This is a genomic window from Glutamicibacter endophyticus, assembly GCF_048457885.1.
Classification (GTDB): Bacteria; Actinomycetota; Actinomycetes; order Actinomycetales; family Micrococcaceae; genus Glutamicibacter; species Glutamicibacter endophyticus.
In genome coordinates this window covers 2,209,763-2,229,593 of record NZ_CP174200.1, presented here as the reverse complement: position 1 = coordinate 2,229,593, position 19,831 = coordinate 2,209,763, and the positions used below count along the sequence as shown (strand labels likewise).

Annotated in this window: 16 protein-coding genes; 7 read left to right on the top strand and 9 right to left on the bottom strand. The window is 61.3% G+C overall.

All coding sequences use genetic code 11. The features are described from left to right. The first annotated feature begins 8 nt into the window (after positions 1-8). The 3 genes from dnaE (at position 9) to nrdR (ending at position 5,572) form a co-directional block, all read left to right on the top strand. On the top strand, positions 9-3,572 hold the full coding sequence (gene dnaE / locus ACJD00_RS10365) for a DNA polymerase III subunit alpha (protein ID WP_309406567.1): 3,564 nt from the start codon (positions 9-11) through the stop codon (positions 3,570-3,572). Between the two features lie 79 nt (positions 3,573-3,651). Next, a complete protein-coding gene (gene hisD, locus ACJD00_RS10360; protein WP_418906941.1) occupies positions 3,652-5,010 on the top strand; it encodes a histidinol dehydrogenase in 1,359 nt (452 codons plus the stop codon). Between the two features lie 73 nt (positions 5,011-5,083). After that, entirely contained in the window at positions 5,084-5,572 is a 489-nt protein-coding gene (gene nrdR, locus ACJD00_RS10355) for a transcriptional regulator NrdR (protein ID WP_309406570.1), read from the top strand. An 83-nt stretch (positions 5,573-5,655) separates the two neighbouring features. Here nrdR and ppgK read toward each other — a convergent pair whose 3' ends face one another. Further along, positions 5,656-6,447: a polyphosphate--glucose phosphotransferase gene (gene ppgK, locus ACJD00_RS10350; protein WP_418906940.1), complete on the bottom strand. Its 792-nt coding sequence runs from the start codon at positions 6,445-6,447 to the stop codon at positions 5,656-5,658. 29 nt (positions 6,448-6,476) lie between these two features. Then, positions 6,477-7,355, bottom strand: coding sequence for a type I methionyl aminopeptidase (gene map / locus ACJD00_RS10345; RefSeq protein ID WP_418906939.1), 879 nt, complete (start codon positions 7,353-7,355; stop codon positions 6,477-6,479). Between the two features lie 103 nt (positions 7,356-7,458). On the opposite strand from map, the gene ACJD00_RS10340 reads away from it, so the two are divergent. Next, positions 7,459-7,653 (top strand): SPOR domain-containing protein, encoded by a 195-nt coding sequence (locus ACJD00_RS10340; protein WP_418906938.1) that lies wholly within the window; start codon positions 7,459-7,461, stop codon positions 7,651-7,653. A gap of 39 nt (positions 7,654-7,692) precedes the next feature. Here ACJD00_RS10340 and panB read toward each other — a convergent pair whose 3' ends face one another. Next, positions 7,693-8,529, bottom strand: a complete 837-nt coding sequence (panB, locus tag ACJD00_RS10335) for a 3-methyl-2-oxobutanoate hydroxymethyltransferase (protein WP_418906937.1) — start codon at positions 8,527-8,529, stop codon at positions 7,693-7,695. 148 nt (positions 8,530-8,677) lie between these two features. On the opposite strand from panB, the gene glnA (ACJD00_RS10330) reads away from it, so the two are divergent. Together glnA (ACJD00_RS10330) and ACJD00_RS10325 are read left to right on the top strand one after the other, a co-directional pair. Next, positions 8,678-10,018, top strand: a complete 1,341-nt coding sequence (gene glnA, locus ACJD00_RS10330) for a type I glutamate--ammonia ligase (protein ID WP_418909329.1) — start codon at positions 8,678-8,680, stop codon at positions 10,016-10,018. A gap of 9 nt (positions 10,019-10,027) precedes the next feature. Next, positions 10,028-13,054 (top strand): bifunctional [glutamine synthetase] adenylyltransferase/[glutamine synthetase]-adenylyl-L-tyrosine phosphorylase, encoded by a 3,027-nt coding sequence (locus tag ACJD00_RS10325; RefSeq protein WP_418906936.1) that lies wholly within the window; start codon positions 10,028-10,030, stop codon positions 13,052-13,054. Between the two features lie 2 nt (positions 13,055-13,056). Here ACJD00_RS10325 and ACJD00_RS10320 read toward each other — a convergent pair whose 3' ends face one another. Beyond that, positions 13,057-13,416 carry a hypothetical protein gene (locus ACJD00_RS10320; RefSeq protein WP_418906935.1) on the bottom strand — a complete coding sequence of 120 codons (360 nt, stop codon included), beginning with the start codon at positions 13,414-13,416 and terminating at the stop codon, positions 13,057-13,059. Between the two features lie 207 nt (positions 13,417-13,623). Further along, positions 13,624-15,048, bottom strand: a complete 1,425-nt coding sequence (glnA, locus tag ACJD00_RS10315) for a type I glutamate--ammonia ligase (RefSeq protein ID WP_309406583.1) — start codon at positions 15,046-15,048, stop codon at positions 13,624-13,626. A 223-nt stretch (positions 15,049-15,271) separates the two neighbouring features. Here glnA (ACJD00_RS10315) and ACJD00_RS10310 point away from each other — a divergent pair, with 223 nt between their 5' ends. Next, a complete protein-coding gene (locus ACJD00_RS10310; RefSeq protein ID WP_418906934.1) occupies positions 15,272-15,709 on the top strand; it encodes an RDD family protein in 438 nt (145 codons plus the stop codon). A 29-nt stretch (positions 15,710-15,738) separates the two neighbouring features. On the opposite strand, the gene ACJD00_RS10305 is transcribed toward ACJD00_RS10310, so the two are convergent. The 4 genes from ACJD00_RS10305 to lipB form a co-directional block, all read right to left on the bottom strand. Beyond that, complete coding sequence (locus ACJD00_RS10305; protein ID WP_418906933.1) at positions 15,739-16,947, bottom strand: RNA-guided endonuclease InsQ/TnpB family protein; 1,209 nt, start codon at positions 16,945-16,947, stop codon at positions 15,739-15,741. Between the two features lie 310 nt (positions 16,948-17,257). Continuing rightward, positions 17,258-18,007, bottom strand: coding sequence for a DUF4191 domain-containing protein (locus tag ACJD00_RS10300; protein WP_418906932.1), 750 nt, complete (start codon positions 18,005-18,007; stop codon positions 17,258-17,260). A 144-nt stretch (positions 18,008-18,151) separates the two neighbouring features. Next, positions 18,152-19,153: a lipoyl synthase gene (gene lipA, locus ACJD00_RS10295; RefSeq protein ID WP_396275207.1), complete on the bottom strand. Its 1,002-nt coding sequence runs from the start codon at positions 19,151-19,153 to the stop codon at positions 18,152-18,154. Positions 19,154-19,178: 25 nt separating this feature from the next. Further along, positions 19,179-19,826 carry a lipoyl(octanoyl) transferase LipB gene (gene lipB, locus ACJD00_RS10290; RefSeq protein ID WP_418906931.1) on the bottom strand — a complete coding sequence of 216 codons (648 nt, stop codon included), beginning with the start codon at positions 19,824-19,826 and terminating at the stop codon, positions 19,179-19,181. Between the last annotated feature and the right edge of the window lie 5 nt (positions 19,827-19,831).

Genomic DNA, 19,831 nt, shown 5'->3' with positions numbered 1-19,831 from the left:
CTGTTTTGGTGAGCGCGACACGTGATGGATTCGTACACCTGCATACCCACACCGAATACTCCATGCTGGACGGTGCGGCACGGCTTACTGAACTCTTCGAGGAAGCCAACCGGCACGGCATGGACGCCATGGCCATCACCGACCATGGGTACCTATTCGGAGCCTTCGACTTCTGGAGCAAGGCGACCAGCGCCGGAGTGAAACCCATTATCGGCGTCGAAGCCTATGTAACTCCGGGCACCGAACGCGGCGATAAGACCCGCGTGAAGTGGCGTACCGAAGAAGCCCAAAAGGGCGATGACGTCTCCGGTGGTGGTCTATATACGCATATGACCCTGCTCTCCTACAACAACACCGGGATGGACAACCTGTTCAAGGGTTCCTCCACCGCTTCCTTGGATTCGGTGTTCGGCAAGTACCCACGGTGGGACCGCGAGCTACTGAACCGCCATGCCGAAGGACTGATCGCAACCACCGGCTGCCCCTCTGGCGAAGTGCAAACCAAGCTCCGATTGGGCCAGTACGAGGAAGCCAAGGCTGCGGCCGCCGAATTCCAAGACATCTTCGGCAAAGGCAACTACTACTGCGAGCTGATGGACCACGGCCTAGACATTGAGCGCCGAGTCACCAAGGATCTGCTGCGCCTGGCCAAGGAACTCGATATTCCCCTTTTGGCCACGAACGACTTGCACTACACGCACGAGTCCGATGCCAAGGCGCACGAGGCCCTGCTAGCGATTAACTCCGGTTCCACCCTCGATGAGCCGACCTATGATCAGGGCGGTAGCCGCTTCGCTTTCAGCGGTTCGGGCTACTACCTGAAATCCCCGCGCGAAATGCGTGAACTATTCCGCGAGTTCCCCCAAGCGTGCGATAACACCCTTGAGATCGCCGAGCGCGCCGAGGTCAGCTTCGATACCAACGCCAACTACATGCCAAAGTTCCCCTGCCCGCCGGGGGAGGACGAAACCAGCTGGCTCATCAAGGAAGTCGATAAGGGCCTTCACTACCGTTACCCGGGCGGGATCCCCGAGGAGGTGCGGCGCCAAGCCGACTACGAACTCGATGTGATCATCAAGATGGGTTTCCCCGGCTACTTCCTCGTCGTGGCCGACTTCATCAACTGGTCCAAGGACAACGGTATCCGCGTGGGCCCCGGTCGTGGTTCGGGTGCCGGCTCCATGGTGGCCTATGCCATGCGTATTACCGACCTCGATCCGCTCAAGCACGGGTTGATTTTCGAGCGCTTCCTGAACCCGGAACGCGTCTCCATGCCCGACTTCGACGTCGACTTCGATGATCGGCGCCGTTCTGAGGTGATCAAATACGTCACCGAAAAGTACGGCGACGAGCGTGTGTCGATGATCGTCACCTACGGTTCGATTAAAACCAAACAGGCGCTGAAGGACTCCTCGCGTGTGCTGGGGTACCCCTTCAGCATGGGCGAGACCCTCACCAAGGCACTGCCGCCGGCGGTTATGGCCAAGGATATTCCGCTCAACGACATCGAGAATCCCAATTCCAAGCGGTACTCCGAGGCGGGGGATTTCCGTAACCTGATCGCGACCGATCCCGAGGCCGCACGCGTCTTTGAGACTGCGAAGGGCCTCGAAGGGCTGAAGCGCCAATGGGGTGTACACGCAGCCGGCGTGATCATGAGTTCGGACCCCATCATCGACGTCATCCCGATTATGCGTCGTTTGCAGGACGGCCAGGTCATCACCCAGTTCGACTACCCAACCTGCGAAGGCTTGGGGCTGATCAAGATGGACTTCTTGGGTCTGCGTAACCTCACGATTATCTCCGACGCGCTGGAGAACGTGAAGTACAACCAGGACATCGACATCGACCTGGAAACCTTGCCGCTCGATGACCCCGAGGCCTATAAGTTGCTGGCCCGCGGCGACACCCTCGGCGTGTTCCAGCTCGATGGTGGGCCGATGCGTTCGCTGCTCAAGCTCATGCGACCGGACAACTTCGAAGATATCTCCGCGGTGCTCGCGCTCTATCGCCCGGGACCTATGGGCGCAAACGCGCATACGAACTACGCCCTGCGTAAGAACAAGCTTCAAGATGTTGTGCCGATCCACCCGGAGTTGGCTGAACCGCTCGAAGATATTCTCGGAGGCACCTTCGGCCTGATCGTGTATCAGGAGCAGGTTATGGCCATCGCGCAGAAATTGGCCGGCTACTCGCTGGGCCAAGCAGATATCTTGCGTCGTGCCATGGGTAAGAAGAAGAAGTCCGAACTGGATAAGCAGTTCGTTGGCTTCAAGCAGGGTATGAACGACAACGGCTACTCGGACGAAGCCGTGCAGACCCTTTGGGATATCCTGCTGCCGTTCTCCGACTACGCATTCAACAAGGCCCACTCGGCCGCCTACGGTGTGGTCTCATTCTGGACCGCCTACCTCAAGGCCCACTACCCGGCCGAGTACATGGCCGCGCTGCTCACCTCGGTCGGTGACGACAAAGACAAGCTGGCCATGTACCTCAATGAGTGCCGCCGCATTGGCATCACCGTGCTACCACCAGATGTCAACGAATCGGCAATGACCTTTACCCCGGTGGGGCGCGATATTCGCTTCGGTATGGGCGCGATCCGCAACGTGGGCGCAAACGTGGTTGAAGGGATGGTCAAGGCGCGCGAAGAAAAGGGCGCCTTCACCGATTTCACCGACTACCTCAACAAGGTGCCGGCGGTCGTATGCAATAAGCGCACCATCGAATCGTTGATCAAGGCCGGTGCCTTTGACTCGATGAACCACCCGCGGCGTGCCTTGCTGGCCATCCACGAAGAGGCCGTTGACTCGGTAATTTCGGTCAAGCGTAACGAAGCGGCGAACCAATTCGACCTGTTCAGTGCGCTGGGTGCCACCGAGGCGGGCGAGTCGATGAGCGTGGCGATTCCCGACATCCCCGACTGGGATAAGAAGGAGAAGCTGGGCTACGAGCGCGAAATGCTGGGGCTCTACGTCTCCGATCACCCGCTGCAGGGACTCGGCTCGGCGCTGGAACAGTATGCGGATATGCCCGTGACCCACGTGCTCTCCGACGATGGCCCGGCCGATGGACACATCATTTCGATTGCTGGCATGATCACCGGGTTGCAGCGGCGTATCGCCAAGAAGAGCGGTAATCCCTACGCGCGCTGCGAAGTCGAGGACCTTTCCGGTTCCATGGAGGTCATGTTCTTTGGACAGGCCTACCAGCCGATCGCCGAAGTCCTAGCCGATGACCTCATCGTGGTGATCAAGGGGCGCGTGCAACGACGTGACGATGGCTCGATCACCCTCAACGCTCAAGAGATGATGATTCCCGAGCTATCCGACGCCTCGGGCACCGGACCGGTAGTTATCGCCATTCCCACCCACAAGGCCACCGAGTCACTGGTCTCGCAATTGGGCGACGTGTTGCGTACCCACCGTGGAAATACCGAGGTGCGAGTCAAGCTCTCCGGTAGCCGAGGCACCTCACTGATGCGTTTGGGGATGAACTACCGGGTCAACCCGAATCCGGCGCTCTTTGGTGACCTGAAGGTACTGCTGGGGCCCAGCTGCGTGGATATGTAGCCGGTCGTGCTACGTTGCGTGTGACCGTGGTGAGTAACCCGGCTATAAAGCACCCCGCGTGGGGCGTTAAACTAGGCGGGTGACTACCAACGAATCCACCGTATTTGAGCAGCTGGCCACCCTCGATTGGCGAGGCCAAGAGCTGTCGGCCGCGCAGCTGAAGCTGACTCTGCCGCGCCCCGAAGTGAATGCGCAGACCGCTGCCGACGTGGTCTCGCAGATCATCGAGCGGGTCCGCCGCGAGGGGATGACTGCCCTGGTGCAGCTCGCCGCACAGTTCGACAAGGTGGAGCTCGAACATACCCGGGTTCCGGCTAAGGAGTTGGAGCGGGCCCTAGAACAGCTGGATCCGCAGGTGCGTGCCGGACTCGAAGAGTCCATTGCCCGCGCCCGCACCTTCGCAGCGGCCCAGCTGCCGCAGGACACCACGGTTGACTACCCCAATGGGGCCAGCGTCACCCAGCGCTGGGTTCCGGTTACCCGCGTCGGGCTCTATGTCCCCGGCGGACTGGCGGTGTACCCGTCCTCGGTCATCATGAACGCCGTTCCCGCGCAGGCCGCTGGGGTGAGCTCGCTGGCTTTGGTCAGCCCGCCGCAACGTGAGTTCGGTGGACTGCCGCACCCGACCATTCTGGCCGCCGCCCAGCTACTGGGGATCACCGAGGTCCACGCCGTCGGTGGTGCACAGGCCATCGCGGCCTTGGCCTACGGGGTGAGCATGCCGGAGGATCCGCGTGGTGGTATCGACCCGGTGGATGTGATTTCCGGGCCCGGGAATCTTTTCGTCGCCACCGCTAAGCGGCTGGTTAAGGGCGTTGTGGGCATCGATGCCGAGGCCGGTCCAACGGAGATCGCGATCCTTGCCGACCGCACGGCACGCGCCGATTTGATCGCCGCCGATATGATCTCGCAGGCCGAACACGACGAGAACGCCGCGGCCGTGTTGGTCACGGATGATGAGCAGCTTGCGGCGGCCGTACGCGGCGAACTTGAGCGCCAGGTGGCCGCCACCAAGCACCGTGAACGAGTCAACGCTGCCCTCTCCGGACGTCAGTCGGCCATCATCTTGGTCGATGACCTGGCACAGGGGATCGAGGTGTGCAACGCCTACGCCGCCGAGCACTTGGAGATCATGACCGAGAACGCCTCGGCGGTGGCCGCGCAAATTACCGCGGCCGGGGCTATTTTCGTCGGGGACTATGCGCCGGTCTCGCTCGGTGACTACTGTGCAGGGTCCAACCACGTACTGCCCACGAGCGGAACCGCCCTGCACGCGTCGGGGCTGAACGTGAACACCTTCCTCAAGGCCGTGCAGGTCATTAATTATGGGCAGGACGCCCTGAACGACGTGGCCGCGCACGTGGTGAATCTTGCTAATGCGGAGGACCTGCCGGCACACGGTGATGCCGTCAAGGCGCGTTATTCCAATAACCGGTAAACTGTCTGTGACGTGAGAGGACAGCCGGTGACGGTGTGTCCCGAACCGCTAGTGCAACTTTGTTGGAGGTGCCATGAACTGCCCGTATTGTCGAAACTCGGATTCCCGTGTGGTTGACAGCCGAGTCGCCGACGATGGTGTCTCCATTCGTCGACGCCGTCAGTGCAGTGCCTGCTCGCGCCGCTTTACCACGACCGAAACGGCTAGCTTAAGTGTGCTCAAGCAGTCGGGTGCCGTCGAACCGTTCTCGCGGAACAAGGTGATCAACGGTGTGCGCAAGGCCTGCCAGGGGCGCCCGGTCACGGATCATGACTTGGCGGTTCTCGCACAGGAAGTGGAAGAGTCGGTGCGCACCACCGGTGCCGCAGAGATCCCGGCCCATCAGGTAGGCCTGGCGATCCTTGAACCATTGCAGCGCCTCGACGAAGTCGCCTACTTGCGTTTTGCCAGCGTGTATCAGGGCTTCCAGTCGCTCGGCGACTTTGAGAAAGCTATTGTCAGTTTGCGTGAACAGCGCTCGAATTCCCCGCGTGGCACCCAACGCCCGTTGTCGGCGGAGTAGCCTGGGGCGCTAGAACTGCTCGAAGTCGCTCAAACTGTAGACGCAGGCTCGACGGTCACTAAGACCAGCGAGCCTGCGTCGTTTTAATGTGCGTTCAGGCGCTGCGCTTGCAGAGCCGCGCCGATGATTCCGGCGTTGTTGGCGCTGCGGGCAATTTCAATCGGGGTTTCCAGCTCTATGTAGGGCAGGAATTTCTCGGGCTTTTTCGAGATCCCGCCCCCGAGGATGATCAGTTCCGGAGAGAAAAGGAACTGCACGTGCCGCAGGTACTTTTCGAGCCGACGAGCGTACTTTTCCCAGCTGATGTCATCACGTTTGCGCGCGGCCGAGCTCGCCTTCTTTTCGGCAGCCACCCCACCAATTTCGAGATGTCCGAGCTCAAAGTTCGGCACCAGCACGCCATCGTGAACCAAGGCCGAGCCGATGCCGGTGCCAAGGGTCAGGGTCAGCACCGTTCCACTGCGATTACGCCCCGCACCGTACTCGGTTTCGGCCAGACCGGCGGCATCGGCGTCGTTCAGAACAAGCACCTCGCGCCCGAGTTCTTCAGCAAAGAGCGTGGCAATATCGGTGCCCACCCAGTGTTGACCCACGTTGGCTCCGGAACGCGCCACCCCGTGGTGGATGATGCCCGGGAAGGTGATGCCCACCGGGGTTTGCGCCCCCACATTCGGATCGCGAGTGAGCAGTTCCCGGTAGATCTCACCGACGACTGCGGTTACCTCCGGTGGGGTCGCCGGGGAAGGGGTGTCGATGCGGAAGCGTTCACCGCATAGTTCTCCGGTGCCGAGATCAACAATTCCGCCCTTGATACCGGTGCCGCCGATATCGATGCCCAGAGCCAGGGCAGGGGTTGCTTGCGGGTGCGCGCTCATGGGGTGTCCTTTGCGTGAGGGGGGAGCCGCTAGGGCAGGGTGAGGATCTCAGCGCCGGATTCGGTCACCAGCAGAGTGTGTTCGAATTGGGCGGTGCGCTTGCGGTCCTTGGTCGTCACGGTCCAGTCGTCGGCCCACATATCCCATTCGATGGTGCCTAGGGTGAGCATGGGCTCAATGGTGAAGACCATCCCCGGTTCAATTAAGGTGTTGTGGGCCGGCGCGGCGTCATAGTGCGGGATAATCAGCCCGGAGTGGAATGACTCACCGACTCCGTGACCGGTGAAGTCACGCACCACACCGTAGCCGAAGCGCTTGGCGTAGGTCTCGATGCTGCGCCCGATCACGTTGATCTCTCGCCCGGGCATTACTGCCTTGATGGCACGTTTGAGTGACATCTCGGTGCGTTCGACCAAGAGGCGCGACTCTTCGTCCACGTCGCCAACCAAGAAGGTGGCATTATTATCGCCATGCACCCCGCCGATGTAAGCGGTGATGTCGATGTTGATAATGTCCCCGTCGCGTAGCACGGTGCTATCCGGGATGCCATGGCAGATCACTTCGTTGAGCGACGAGCAGAGCGACTTCGGGAAGCCGCGATATCCCAAGGTCGAGGGGTAGGCGTTGTGGTCGATCAGAAACTCGTGCCCAATCCGATCCAACTCATCTGTGGTGATTCCCGGCTGGCAGGCTCGTCCCACCTCGGCGAGGGCCTGGGCGGCAATTTTTGAGGCAACGCGGATCCGTTCGATCACCTCGGGCGACTTGATGTCGCTGGCCGTGCTTTTCGCCGGTTCCTTCTTACCGACGTACTCGGGACGCTCAATATGAGCTGGAACGTGTCGTTGCGGGGATATAGTGCCTGGTTCTAGGTGACCGATCGGTGCGTGTGCTGCCATGAGAACCATTCTAACGATGTGGCCACCGGGTTTACGCGTCCTAGCTGCCACGGTGGGTTAGCCTGCGATAGCGTAGAGAAACGTAAGGCGAGTCACGACCAAGGGAAGAGCCATGAGCGAAAAGTCACTACCCGGCGAGGGCCAGTATTGGTACAACGTGCAGACCGGAGGCATCGAACACGGGCCACAGTCCGATTGGTCGGCGCTACTGGGCCCATACCCCACAGAAGAAGCTGCCCGCGGCGCGATGGATAAGGTGCGTGCGCGCAACGAGGAGTGGGACGAAGAAGAAGACGCGGACGACTAAGTCGACCGCGTCCCCTTCCAACGAACTAGTGGTGCGGGTTTATTCGGTGAATTCGTAGTCGGCCGACGGGAAGGACCCTTCGAGGACCTCACGGTGGTACTCGGAGACCGCCTGGGAAACGATTCCACGCAGGTCGGCATACTTCTTCACGAAACGTGGAGTACGGTGCCCACCCAAGCCGAGCATGTCCTGCCAGACCAGGACCTGACCGGTGGTTTCGTTACCGGCACCGATGCCGATGGTGGGCACGCGCAACGTGGCCTCAAGCTCGGCGGCCACCGGGCTGGGGATCATCTCGGCGAGCACAGCGAAGGCACCGGCGTCTTGCAGGGCCTGACCGTCGGCGATCAACTGTGCGGACTGTTCGCCGCGCCCCTGCACCCGGTAACCGCCCAGGGCGTGTTCGGACTGCGGGGTGAAGCCAATATGGCCGATAACCGGAACCCCTGCCTGCACCAAGGCCTTGACGTGGCCAGCGAATTCGGCGCCGCCTTCCATCTTGACGGCCTGCGCGCCGCCTTCCTTCATCAGTCGCGTGGCCGAGGCGACGGCCTGGGCGGGGGACTGCTCGTAGCTACCGAAGGGCAGATCGGTCACGACCATGGCCCGACGGGCACCGTTGGCCACGGCCTTGGTGAACACGATCATCTCGTCGAGGGTGATTGGCAAGGTGGAGTCGTAGCCGATGACGGTGTTGGCCGCGGAGTCACCCACGAGCAACAATTCGATGCCGCAACCGTCGAAAATTTCGGCCATCATGGTGTCGTAGGCGGTGAGCATCGCGAACTTCGCGCCACTGTCTTTGGCCTTCTGAAGATGGTGAATACGGATCTTTGCCGGTGAGGATTGTGGTTCCGAAACATATGGTTTGGCCATAGGAAAACCTTAGCGCACTTGGGTTTGCGGTGTGCCGCGGTTCATCTACGGCCCAATGCCGTTCAGAACGTATAGGCTTACTTTAAAACCATGCTGCTTCGCGCCGCTGCGGAGCTTTGGACAAGTCTTGAGTCGAAGGTGGTGGATGATGGATCGCCAACAGGAATTCGTGTTGCGCACTATTGAGGAACGAGACGTGCGCTTTGTGCGATTGTGGTTCACCGACGTCGTCGGTTCGCTGAAGTCGGTGGCTCTGGCCCCGGCGGAAGTGGAAGACGCCTTCGAGGAGGGGCTGGGCTTTGATGGTTCCTCCATCGAGGGTCTGTCGCGCATTTACGAATCCGACATGTTGCTGCAGCCGGACCCCTCCACCTTTCAGCTACTGCCGTGGCGCGGCGAGGTCGAGCCGACCAGCCGCATGTTCTGCGACATCCTTACCCCGGAGGGTACCCCCTCGAACGCCGATCCACGCCATGTGCTCAAGCGGCAGTTGAATGAGGCCTCCGATATGGGCTTCACCTGCTACACGCACCCGGAGATCGAGTTCTACCTGCTGCATTCGGCGAATCTCGATAAGCAGGGACGCCCGCAGCCGATCGATAATGGCGGCTACTTTGATCATGTGCCCGACGGGGTCGGGCAGGACTTCCGCCGCTCCTCGGTAACCACCCTCGAAGCCTTGGGTATTTCGGTGGAGTTTTCGCACCACGAGAACGGGCCGGGGCAGAACGAAATCGACTTGCGCTATGCGGACGCCCTGCAAACCGCGGACAACATCATGACCTTCCGTACCGTCATCAAGGAGATGGCGATGCAGAAGGGGATCTACGCGACCTTCATGCCCAAGCCCTTTACCGAGCACCCGGGCAGTGGCATGCACACGCACTTCTCGCTGTTCGAGGGCGACGAGAACGCCTTCTTCGAGGCCGGACGCGAATACCAGCTCTCCGACGTGGCCCGCTCCTTTATCGCCGGCATCTTGCGTCACGCACCGGAATTGACCGCGGTCACCAACCAGTTCGTGAACTCCTACAAGCGCCTGTGGGGCGGGGGAGAAGCCCCGAGCCACCTGTCGTGGGGGCACAACAACCGCTCGGCCCTGGTGCGTGTGCCGCTTTACAAGCCCGGCAAGGGGCAAAGCGCTCGCGTGGAGTACCGCGGTATCGACTCGGCCGCTAACCCGTACTTGGCCTACGCCTGCCTGCTCGGAGCCGGCCTGAAGGGTATCCGTGAGGGCTACGACCTGGAGGATCCGACCGAGGATGACGTGTGGAGCCTGTCCACCGCCGAGCGTCGCGCCTCGGGCCACCACCCGCTACCGGGTTCGCTGCATGATGCGCTGAAGGCGATGGAAGAATCCGAGCTGATGGCCGAGGTCCTCGGTGAGCAGGTCTACAACTCCTTCATCGCCAACAAGCGCGCCGAATGGGAAGCGTACCGTCAGGAAATCAGCCCCTTCGAGCTGAACCGGTATCTGGGAATTCTGTAGGCGGCGGCGATGGCAGAGTCACCGGTCCGCTCACTGATCAACGCCGGCTTCGGCGACACCGAACGCGCCCAACGGTTCCTGGCCTCCCCGGAACTCGAAGGGCTCGACCAGCAGAACCTGCTTACCGCGCTATCGCACGCCCCGGATCCAGACCAGGCGTTGTTACTGGCCCTGCGTCTGGTGGAACGCCACCCGCAGGCACGCGAGATCTTCGCCGAACCGGAAACCGGGCTGGCGTTGATCCGTTTGCTCGGGTCCTCCTCGGCGCTTGGCGAGTTCCTGATTCGCTGTGATGAGGCCTTGGCCGATGTGCGTATCGCCCCACCGGCGGATTTCGTGGCCACCGACGCCGAGCTGCTGCGTGAACGGCTGCTCGAGTCCGTGCAGGCTCAAGAAAGCGAGCACGGGCACCAGATCGCCGGGCTGACCGGCGCCGAGGCACGCCAAGCATTGCGCGTGGCCTACCGCCGCGGCCTTTTGGATCTGGCCTATCGCGACGTGAATTGTGTCGACCCGCAGGATGCTCTGCCACAGGTGGCTGCCGAGCTGGCCGACCTCGCCGCGGCCGCGCTGGACGCCGCGCTGGCGGTGGCCCGCGCCGAACTTGCCGGCCAGTTCACCGCGCAGCATGTTGACGCGGTCAACGTGGCGGTGATTGGCATGGGCAAATGCGGGGCCCGCGAGCTGAACTACATCTCCGACGTCGACGTGATCTACGTGCACAGCAGCCTGCCGTTGATCGACGAGGACACTGCCGCGCAGATCGCCGTGGCCATCTGCTCCAACGCCGCGAAGGCCATCATGGCGCCGGGCCCGGAGCCGATGTTGTGGGAAGTCGATGCGAACCTGCGGCCCGAAGGCAAGGACGGGGTGCTTTCGCGCACGCTGTCCTCGCACGAGGCCTACTACCAGCGTTGGGCGCAGTCTTGGGAGTTCCAGGCACTGCTCAAGGCCCGCGCCATCGCCGGTGACCGGGATCTGGGCTCCGCCTACGAACGAATGGTCAACCCCTTTGTCTGGTCCAGCCCGGAACGCGAAGGCTTCGTGGAGTCGGTGCAGAAAATGCGCCGTCGCGTCACCGACCACATTCCCAAGGACGAGGTGAACTGGCAGATCAAGCTCGGCCCCGGCGGGCTGCGCGATGTGGAGTTCACCGTACAGCTGCTGCAGTTGGTGCACGGCCGGGTCGACGCGGACATTCAGGTGCCGACCACAACGCTGGCGATCGACGCGCTCAGCCGCATCGGGTACATCGGACGCCAAGATGCTCAAGACTTTGCCGACGCTTACCGCTTCCTGCGCCTGCTGGAACACCGTATACAGCTCAGCCAGTTGCGGCGCACCCACTTGATGCCCCGCGCCGAACAGGCCCAGCGGGTGCTGGCCCGCGCCATCCGTCCTGCCGGGGACCTGAGCGCCACCAGCCCGGAGAAACTCCTCAAACGCTGGAACGCCACTAAACGCCTGGTCCGGCGGCTGCATGAAGCCATTTTCTATCGTCCACTGCTGGTTTCCAGTTCGAATCTTTCGGCCGACGATGTCAGGCTGACCCCGGAATCCGCCCAAGCGCGCCTGCGTGCCCTAGGCTACCTGGATCCCAAGGCGGCCATGCGTCATATCGAGGCGCTGATTGGGGGAGTCTCACGCCGCTCCTCGCTCCAGCGCCAACTGCTGCCGGTGCTCTTGGATTGGTTCGCCCGCGGGGTGGACCCCGATGCCGGGCTGCTCGGGTTCCGCCGGATTAGCGAATCCCTGGGCAAGAGCCACTGGTTCCTCGGAATGTTGCGCGATACCAACACCGCCGCCGAACGATTGTGCGCCCTGCTGTCCAATACGCGCTTCCTGACGGATCTGCTGGCCAACGAGGCTTCCGCGGCGGCCTGGTTAGGCAACGACGCGGCGCTACGCCCGCTGACCCTGCAGGCCCTCACGCAGCAAAACGAAGCGATTATTCAGCGCGCCAAGCAACCCGAGGCCGCGGTGCGGCAAATCCGCCTGATCCGCCGCCGCGAGGTACTGCGTGTCGCACTGGCCGACGGCGCCGAATTACTCGACGTTAGCCAGGTCGGTGCGGCCCTGAGCGACATCGACGCGGCGATGATGGATGGGATCCTGCGGGTGCTGATGATCGTCGATCAGCGCGAACACGGCGAACATGCCAGTGTGGCGGTGATCGCCATGGGCCGTCAGGGTGGTCGCGAGATCGGCTACGGGTCGGATGCCGACGTCCTCTTGGTGCAGCGTCCGCTGCCAGGGGCCGACGCGCAGAAGGCGCAGGAGCAGGCATTGCGCGTGTGCACCGAACTCTTGGCATGGTGTTCGCGTCCGCTCAAGCCCGCCATTCCCGCCGAGGTCAAGCTCAAGGTCGACTCCGATTTGCGGCCCGAGGGGCGGACCGGATCGCTGGTGCGATCCCTCGAGAGCTATGCCAGCTACTACGACCGGTGGGTCGAACCCTGGGAACGGCAGGCCCTGCTCCGGGCGCGCCCCTTTGCCGGTGACATGGAGCTAGCCGCGGACTTCATCGACCTGATCGAACCGGTTCGTTATGAGCGGGCGCTCAGCGAGAGCGAAGTCAAGGAGATCCGCAAGATCAAGGCCCGCGTGGAATCCGAGCGCTTGCCGCGTGGTGCCGATCCGACGCGGCATCTGAAGCTAGGACGAGGTTCGCTTTCCGACGTTGAATGGCTCGTACAGCTCTACCAGCTGCAACATGCTAGCGAGCACCCGCAGCTGCGCACTCCCTCCACGCTGCAGGCGCTGGCCGCGCTGGCCGACCTTGAGCTACTGACCGATCAGGATGCCCTGGAGCTGAGCGACGCATGGACGCTGGCCACCCGGGTGCGTAGCGCGGAGATCATCACCGCCGGTCGCACCAGCGACGTTTTGCCGCGCTCCGCGCGCGATATGGAGGCCGTGGGCCGCTGGTGCCGCTACGAGCCGGGCCACGGGCACGAACTAGAGGAGGACTATCTGCGGGTGACCCGACACTCCCGTGCGGTCTTCGAGCGTCTCTTCTACGGTTTCGACGACTAACCCTACAGTTCGGCCGGTTGGAGCCGATGCTCGAGATCCGGCCACGTAACGTGCACGCGGGCACTGGGCAGCAGCGCCTTGGCGGCGAGCCGATCGGTCAGAACGATACCGTGTGGGGACACCTCCAGAATGCTCAGAACGGCGCCGTCGGTCAGCCTCCATGGTTCGGAGAGTTCGCACAGACCGCGTTCGAGGAGTCGTTCTTCCCCTGCCAGGTAGTCACAGGCGTCGCCAACGACATGCCCGAGCACATTACGCGGTTGTACCCGCGCGTAGTCCTCACGCAGCGCCTCGAGATAACCCACCACCTCGCGGTCCGCTCGGCGCACGGAGACCCAGCCGCTGGGTAGCTGTTCATTCATGCAGGCCGCCTTTCCATCGTGTGTCGACTGGGGTGATGCCATGCGAACGGCCGCACCCTTGAGCGCACCAACATGCTCGCTCGCTACGGCTTAGCCTAGGGTTGTTCGCTCCACAAATAAAAATCCGCCCGGATCGTTCCCTGCGGTGCAGGACACGATCCGGGCGGATACGCTGTTGACCAGCTGAAGACTAGCCCACGGGGCTAATTAGCAGCCGTAGTACAGCTCAAACTCGTATGGGTTCGGGCGCAGGCTCAGTGGCTTGATCTCGTTTTCACGCTTGTACTCGATCCAGGTGCGGATCAGGTCCTCGGTGAACACGCCACCTTCGAGCAGGAACTCGTAGTCCTCCTCGAGCGCCTTCAGAGCCTCTTCGAGGTTCTCCGGAGCGCGCTGGATGTCCTTGGCCTCTTCGGCCGGCAGCTCGTAGAGGTCCTTGTCGATCGGGTCAGCCGGCTCGATGCGGTTCTTGATGCCGTCCAGACCGGCCATCAGCTGTGCAGCGAAGGCCAGGTACGGGTTCGAGGAACCATCCGGTGCGCGGAACTCGATGCGCTTGGCCTTCGGGTTCGAACCGGTGATCGGGATACGGATACCGGCCGAGCGGTTACCCTGCGAGTACACCATGTTGACCGGTGCCTCGAAGCCCTTGACCAGACGACGGTAGGAGTTCACGGTCGGGTTGGTGAAGGCCAGCACGGCCGAAGCGTGCTTGAGCAGACCACCAATGTACCAGCGGGCGGTGTCGGACAGGCCGGCGTAGCCCTTCTCGTCGTAGAACAGCGGTTCGCCGTTGTTCCACAGCGACTGGTGCACGTGCATGCCCGAGCCGTTGTCACCGAAGACCGGCTTCGGCATGAAGGTGGCGGACTTGCCCCAAGCGTCGGCAACGTTCTTCACCACGTACTTGAACAGCATCAGCTGGTCAGCGGCGTGGACCATGGTGTTGAACTTGTAGTTGATTTCGGCCTGACCGGCGGCGCCGACCTCGTGGTGGCTGCGCTCGACCTCAAGGCCCACGTTGTCCAGTTCGATGCAGATCGCATCGCGCAGGTCGGCCTGCTTGTCGGTCGGGGAGACCGGGAAGTAACCGCCCTTGAAGGGGGTCTTGTAGCCCTGGTTGCCGCCCTCTTCCTTACGCCCGGTGTTCCACGGGGCTTCGTCGGAGTCGACCTTGTAGAAAGAGCCCTGCGGGGTGGATGCGTAGCGGACGTCTTCGAAGATGAAGAACTCTGCCTCGGGGGCGAAGAATGCGGTGTCGGCGATGCCGGTGGACTCCAGGTAGGCCTCGGCGCGCTCGGCCACACCACGCGGATCGCGGTGGTATGGCTCACCGGTGCGTGGGTTCACGATCGAGAAGTTGAACGCAAGGGTCTTCTCCATGCGGAACGGATCGATGAAACCGGTGGTGACATCAGGAATCAGCTGCATATCGGATTCCGAGATTCCGGCGAAGCCACGGATGGAGGAACCGTCGAAGAGCTGGCCGTTGACGAAGAAGTCCGCGTCTACGGACTTGGCTGGAACATTGAAGTGCTGCTGCACGCCAGGTAGATCGGTGAACCGGATGTCCACGAACTTGACGTCTTCATTGGCGATGTAGGCCAGGGCTTCTTCAGGACTGGAAAACATGTGGAGTGAACTCCCTGTTGAGTTGTGGGTGACGGTAAGCGGTAGCCGCGGTGGTGCCGCGGTACGCCTGCTTACAAAGTAACAATACCCAGTTTCCGTTTCGGAGCGGTGTCTCTATTGTTTCCAATGCGTTACAGAAACGCGCTCGGCGTAATTTCTTGCCGCCTTGGCAGCCTCGGGGCTCGCAAAGCCTCCGCCTAGCCTCGGGCGTTAAACTAGGGGAGTGGAACGTAAAGATTTTGGATCGTGGCTTGAAGGCCCGCCGCAGCTCAATTCCCAGCAGTGGCCCGGCGAACGCTTGGGCCGCCCAGACAAGGGACCGGGGTCGGTCGCGCGCTTTGGGCGTCGGCTCGGCGCGCTGGTGATCGATTGGCTGATCGCTATGGCCGTAAGCGCCTGGCTCTTCCAATCAGATTCATTAGCCACCTTGCTGATATTCTGCGGGCTACAGATCTTTATGGTCGGCCTCTTTGGTCATTCCATCGGTCACCGGCTGTTCGGGATGCAGGTGCAATCCATGGACGGTGGGCCCATCAAGCCGTGGAGCGGTGCGTTGCGTTCGGTCCTATTGTGCATGGTGATTCCGGTACTTTTTAGCGACGCCGACCAACGTGGATTTCACGACCGGGCGGGAAACAGCATTCTTGTAGTTATCAAATAGCCGTTCTCTAGAACCTATGCAAACAGGTCTTAGGTAACCTGATGCTGTCTAGTTCCTGCATCATCGAGACCGTTTGTCGGTACCAAGCCATCTGACTCAGTGCCGGCAGAGGCGAAGAGCTCTCCACAGGCTGACACCGAGGAACTCCCGGCATACACGGCGAGATTAATCGCCGCGTTAAGATCACGATCATGCGTTGCGCCACAGGCCTCGCAAGCCCAGGCCCTCACATGCAATGCCATAGTGCGCGTGGTTTTTGCGCCACAAGCACTGCACGTTTTCGAGGACGGGAACCAGCGATCGGCAACAATCAGCGTTGTATTGCGATCACGTGTTTTGTAGTCGAGCTGGCGACGGAATTCACCAAAAGAGGCATCCGCGATCGACAGGGCTAGACGGTGATTCTTCATCATCCCGCTCACGTTGAGATCTTCAATCACGATCCGGTCATGTGCATCGGCAAGACCGGTGGTGAGCTTATGTATCCAGTCATGACGGGCGTTGGCGACCCTTTGGTGAATCGTGGCCACCTTTCGACGTGCTTTGGCACGGTTCTTCGACCCCTTGGCCGTACGTGCCAGGCTCTGCTGGGCGCGTTTGAGCGAACGCTGAGCGTTGCGCAGCGCACGGGGCACCTGATGACGTGTACCGTCAGAGACCACGTACTCGCGCACCCCAAGGTCAACACCAACCGTGCTGACTGGGACGGTGGGGACTAGCGGGTCAGTGACGTCGCAACTAATACTGGCGTACCAGTGGCCAGCTCGTTTCGAGATAGTTACCGAGATGAGTTTGGCGTTCTCAAAGCGGACCGCTTCACGCATCCGAACCCACCCGATGTTCGGTACGCGCAAACGTTTGCCCTCGATGCGGAACTGTCCAGAGGAAAGACGGAACGACTCAGCGCTCACGCCTTTCTTCTTGAAGGTCGGGTGTTTGGCGCGGCCGGCGAAGAAGTTTTTGAACCCCACGCCAAGAGCGATGATTGCTTCTTGCGGGGCGCATTTCGTAGACTCCAACATCCATGGGAACTCGGTTCGTTTGATCCGGTTCAGTTCACGGCGCAACGCGTACTGTGACGGGGCTGGCAGGGAAGGATCAGCCAAGCGGGCTGCGTACTGCTGATTCCAGTGGGCGAGGGCCCAGTTGTAGGCGAAGCGTGCGGTCCCTGCCGCACGCGTCAACCCGGTAGCTTGCACGTTGGTTGGGTCTAGGGCAATCTTATGCGCACGGTGCATCCTCCACCCCCTTAAACCGTTGCCGAGGCTATGTCTTCATGGTCGCAAACGGTACCGACACTTTGGAGCGGCTAGGCGGATCGTTCGCGGCTCTCAGGGCGGGTTAACTGCCGGCCTGGTGCTATCGGTGACGCGGCTGCTGGGAGCGTCTAGGACGGTCTTGCCTCTCAAGTCGTTTCTACTGTTCATTTTGATATCGTATGGCCCCGCTTAGGAGGTGACACCAAACAGCACGAAACCCCGTTGCGGGCACAGAAAACGCAGAGGGTGGGAACCATAAATGGTTCCCACCCTCTGCGTTTTAGCTGCTTTAGCGGCCGCGCATTGCCCGGCGGTTCGGACGGACCTTCGTCGGGTCAACTCCCTTAGGGATCGGCATCCGGTTCATGCTCAACGTGGTCAATCGCTTGTCCACGGCACTGACCTCAAGCTTGGTGATGGCCTTTGGAAGCTTCTTCATTTCCTTGCCCACGTTGGCCAGGCTCGTCTGTCCCTCGGCGCTACCGGCGTTGATCACGTGGATCGGGACGTTCGGGAGCACACGGCCAATGCGTTTGCGTTCGGAGCTGACCAAATCCCGTACCCGGTTCGTGGGACCCTCGGTAACCAGCACTACGCCTGGTCGTCCGATGGCCAGGAATACGATGTCCTGGTGGCGGTTAGCCGCAATCGGCTCATCCTTCAGAATCCAGCCGCGACGCAGCACGCTCATGGCGGCACCGGCGGCACCGGGGCGGCCTTCCAGCTGCGTGAAGGCGGCCTTTTCGGCGCGACGCGACATGACAAACATGGCGGCAAGCAGAGCCACCGGGATCGCGATGATCAGCATCGTGATCCAGTTATTGATCAACAGACCGATCAGCAGACCCACGGCAATGACAGCGACAGCCGCCAGAACCATCCACCATACGACCATCGGGTCGGAGCGGCGGGTCATCTGGAAGACCTGACCGATTTGCTTCAATCGACCGGGTTCTTTGGTAGTTTTCTCTGCTTTTGGTTTACGCGAGAACAGGCCGCGCTTCTTCGCGGATGCCTCGCCGTCGGTGTTTTTGGCCATAGTGATCTCATTCTACGCGAAATTTGCATTGACCGCTGTGCGCGGTCGAATCGAGGCGGCCGCGGGGATGGCGCTCCGAGACATAGTAGGTCCCCGGCTCCCTGTATGGGAATGCCGGGGACCAACCAAGTGCTACAAGGGTGCCTACTGCGCGATCAGCGAGGAAGCTTCCTGTCGAGTGTTACCCGAGGATTCGATATGAGCCAGGGCTTCCGGGATCTCACGTCCCTTCTTGCGCATGGCTCCGGCCCACAAGCGGCCGGCGCGATACGAGGAACGGACCAGCGGGCCGGACATAACACCGTTGAAGCCCAGCTCTTCGGCTTCCTGCTGGAGCTCCAAGAACTCCTGGGGCTTCACCCAACGATCCACTGGGAGGTGGCGTTCGGTCGGGCGCAGGTACTGGGTGATCGTCAACAGGTCGCAACCCGCTTCGTACAGGTCACGCATCGCCTCGGAGATCTCTTCACGGGTCTCACCCATGCCGAGAATGAGGTTGGACTTGGTGATCAGTCCGCGCTTGTGGCCGTGGGTGATGACATCCATCGAGCGCTCGTAACGGAACGCTGGACGAATGCGCTTGAAAATGCGGGGCACGGTTTCGACGTTGTGTGCGTAAACCTCGGGGGCGGAGTCGCAGATCGCGTCCAGATGCTCGGGCTTACCGGAGAAGTCGGGGATCAACAGTTCGACACCGGTATTCTCATTGAACTGGTGGATCCGGCGCACGGTCTCGGCGTACAACCAGACGCCTTCGTCCTCGAGATCGTCGCGGGCTACACCGGTGACGGTGGCGTAGCGTAGATCCATCTTTTTCACGCTCATCGCGACCTTGAACGGCTCCGAGCGATCCAGCGCGGCTGGCTTGCCAGTGTCGATCTGGCAGAAGTCACAGCGGCGGGTACATTCCGAGCCGCCAATGAGGAAGGATGCTTCGCGGTCTTCCCAGCACTCAAAGATGTTCGGGCAGCCTGCTTCCTCGCAGACGGTGTGTAGACCTTCGGTTTGGACGAGCTTTTTCAGGCCCACGTATTCCGGGCCGATGTTCAGCTTGGCTTTGATCCAGTCGGGCTTACGCTCCACTGGGGTCTGGGAGTTTCGCTTCTCGACGCGTAGTAGCCGGCGACCTTCTGGTTCGACGCTCATAGTCTGATCTTTCTGGGGTTCAGGATTAAACAACTTGCGGTGACAGGAGGTGCTCAAGCTCCTGCTGGACGCGATCAACAACGTCGCTCGGCGAAACTTCACGGCCGAGCTCTGCAGATATCGTGGTGACTCCGGCATCGCTGATGCCGCACGGAATGATCTGCTCGTATGGTGCGAGGGAGTTTGAACAGTTCAAGGCGAAACCGTGCATGGTGACGCCATGATTGATCCGGATTCCGATGGCGGCAATTTTGCGGTCTTCACCACCGTCGCGGCTTGGCACCCAGACTCCCGAGCGCCCCTTGACTTGAATGGTCTCGATTCCCAGGTCCTTCAGCACATTCATCAGCGCCTCTTCGAGGGTCTCTACGTAGCGGCGGATGGCATTGATCTGCTTGAGTTTTACGATGGGATAGCCAATGAGCTGGCCGGGTCCGTGCCAGGTCAACTGGCCGCCACGGTCAACATCGACTACCGGCGTACCGTCCTGAGGCAGGTCTTCCGGTTCGGTGCGTCGCCCGGCGGTGTACACAGCTTCGTGCTCAAGGAAAAGTACCCTGGGGCTACGCTGATCCGCGGCAACCTCGTCATGCAGACTCTTTTGGTAGTCCCATGCTTGCAGATATGGAATGTAGGTCGTGCCCAGACCGACTCGTTCGAATTCGATCGTCATGATCG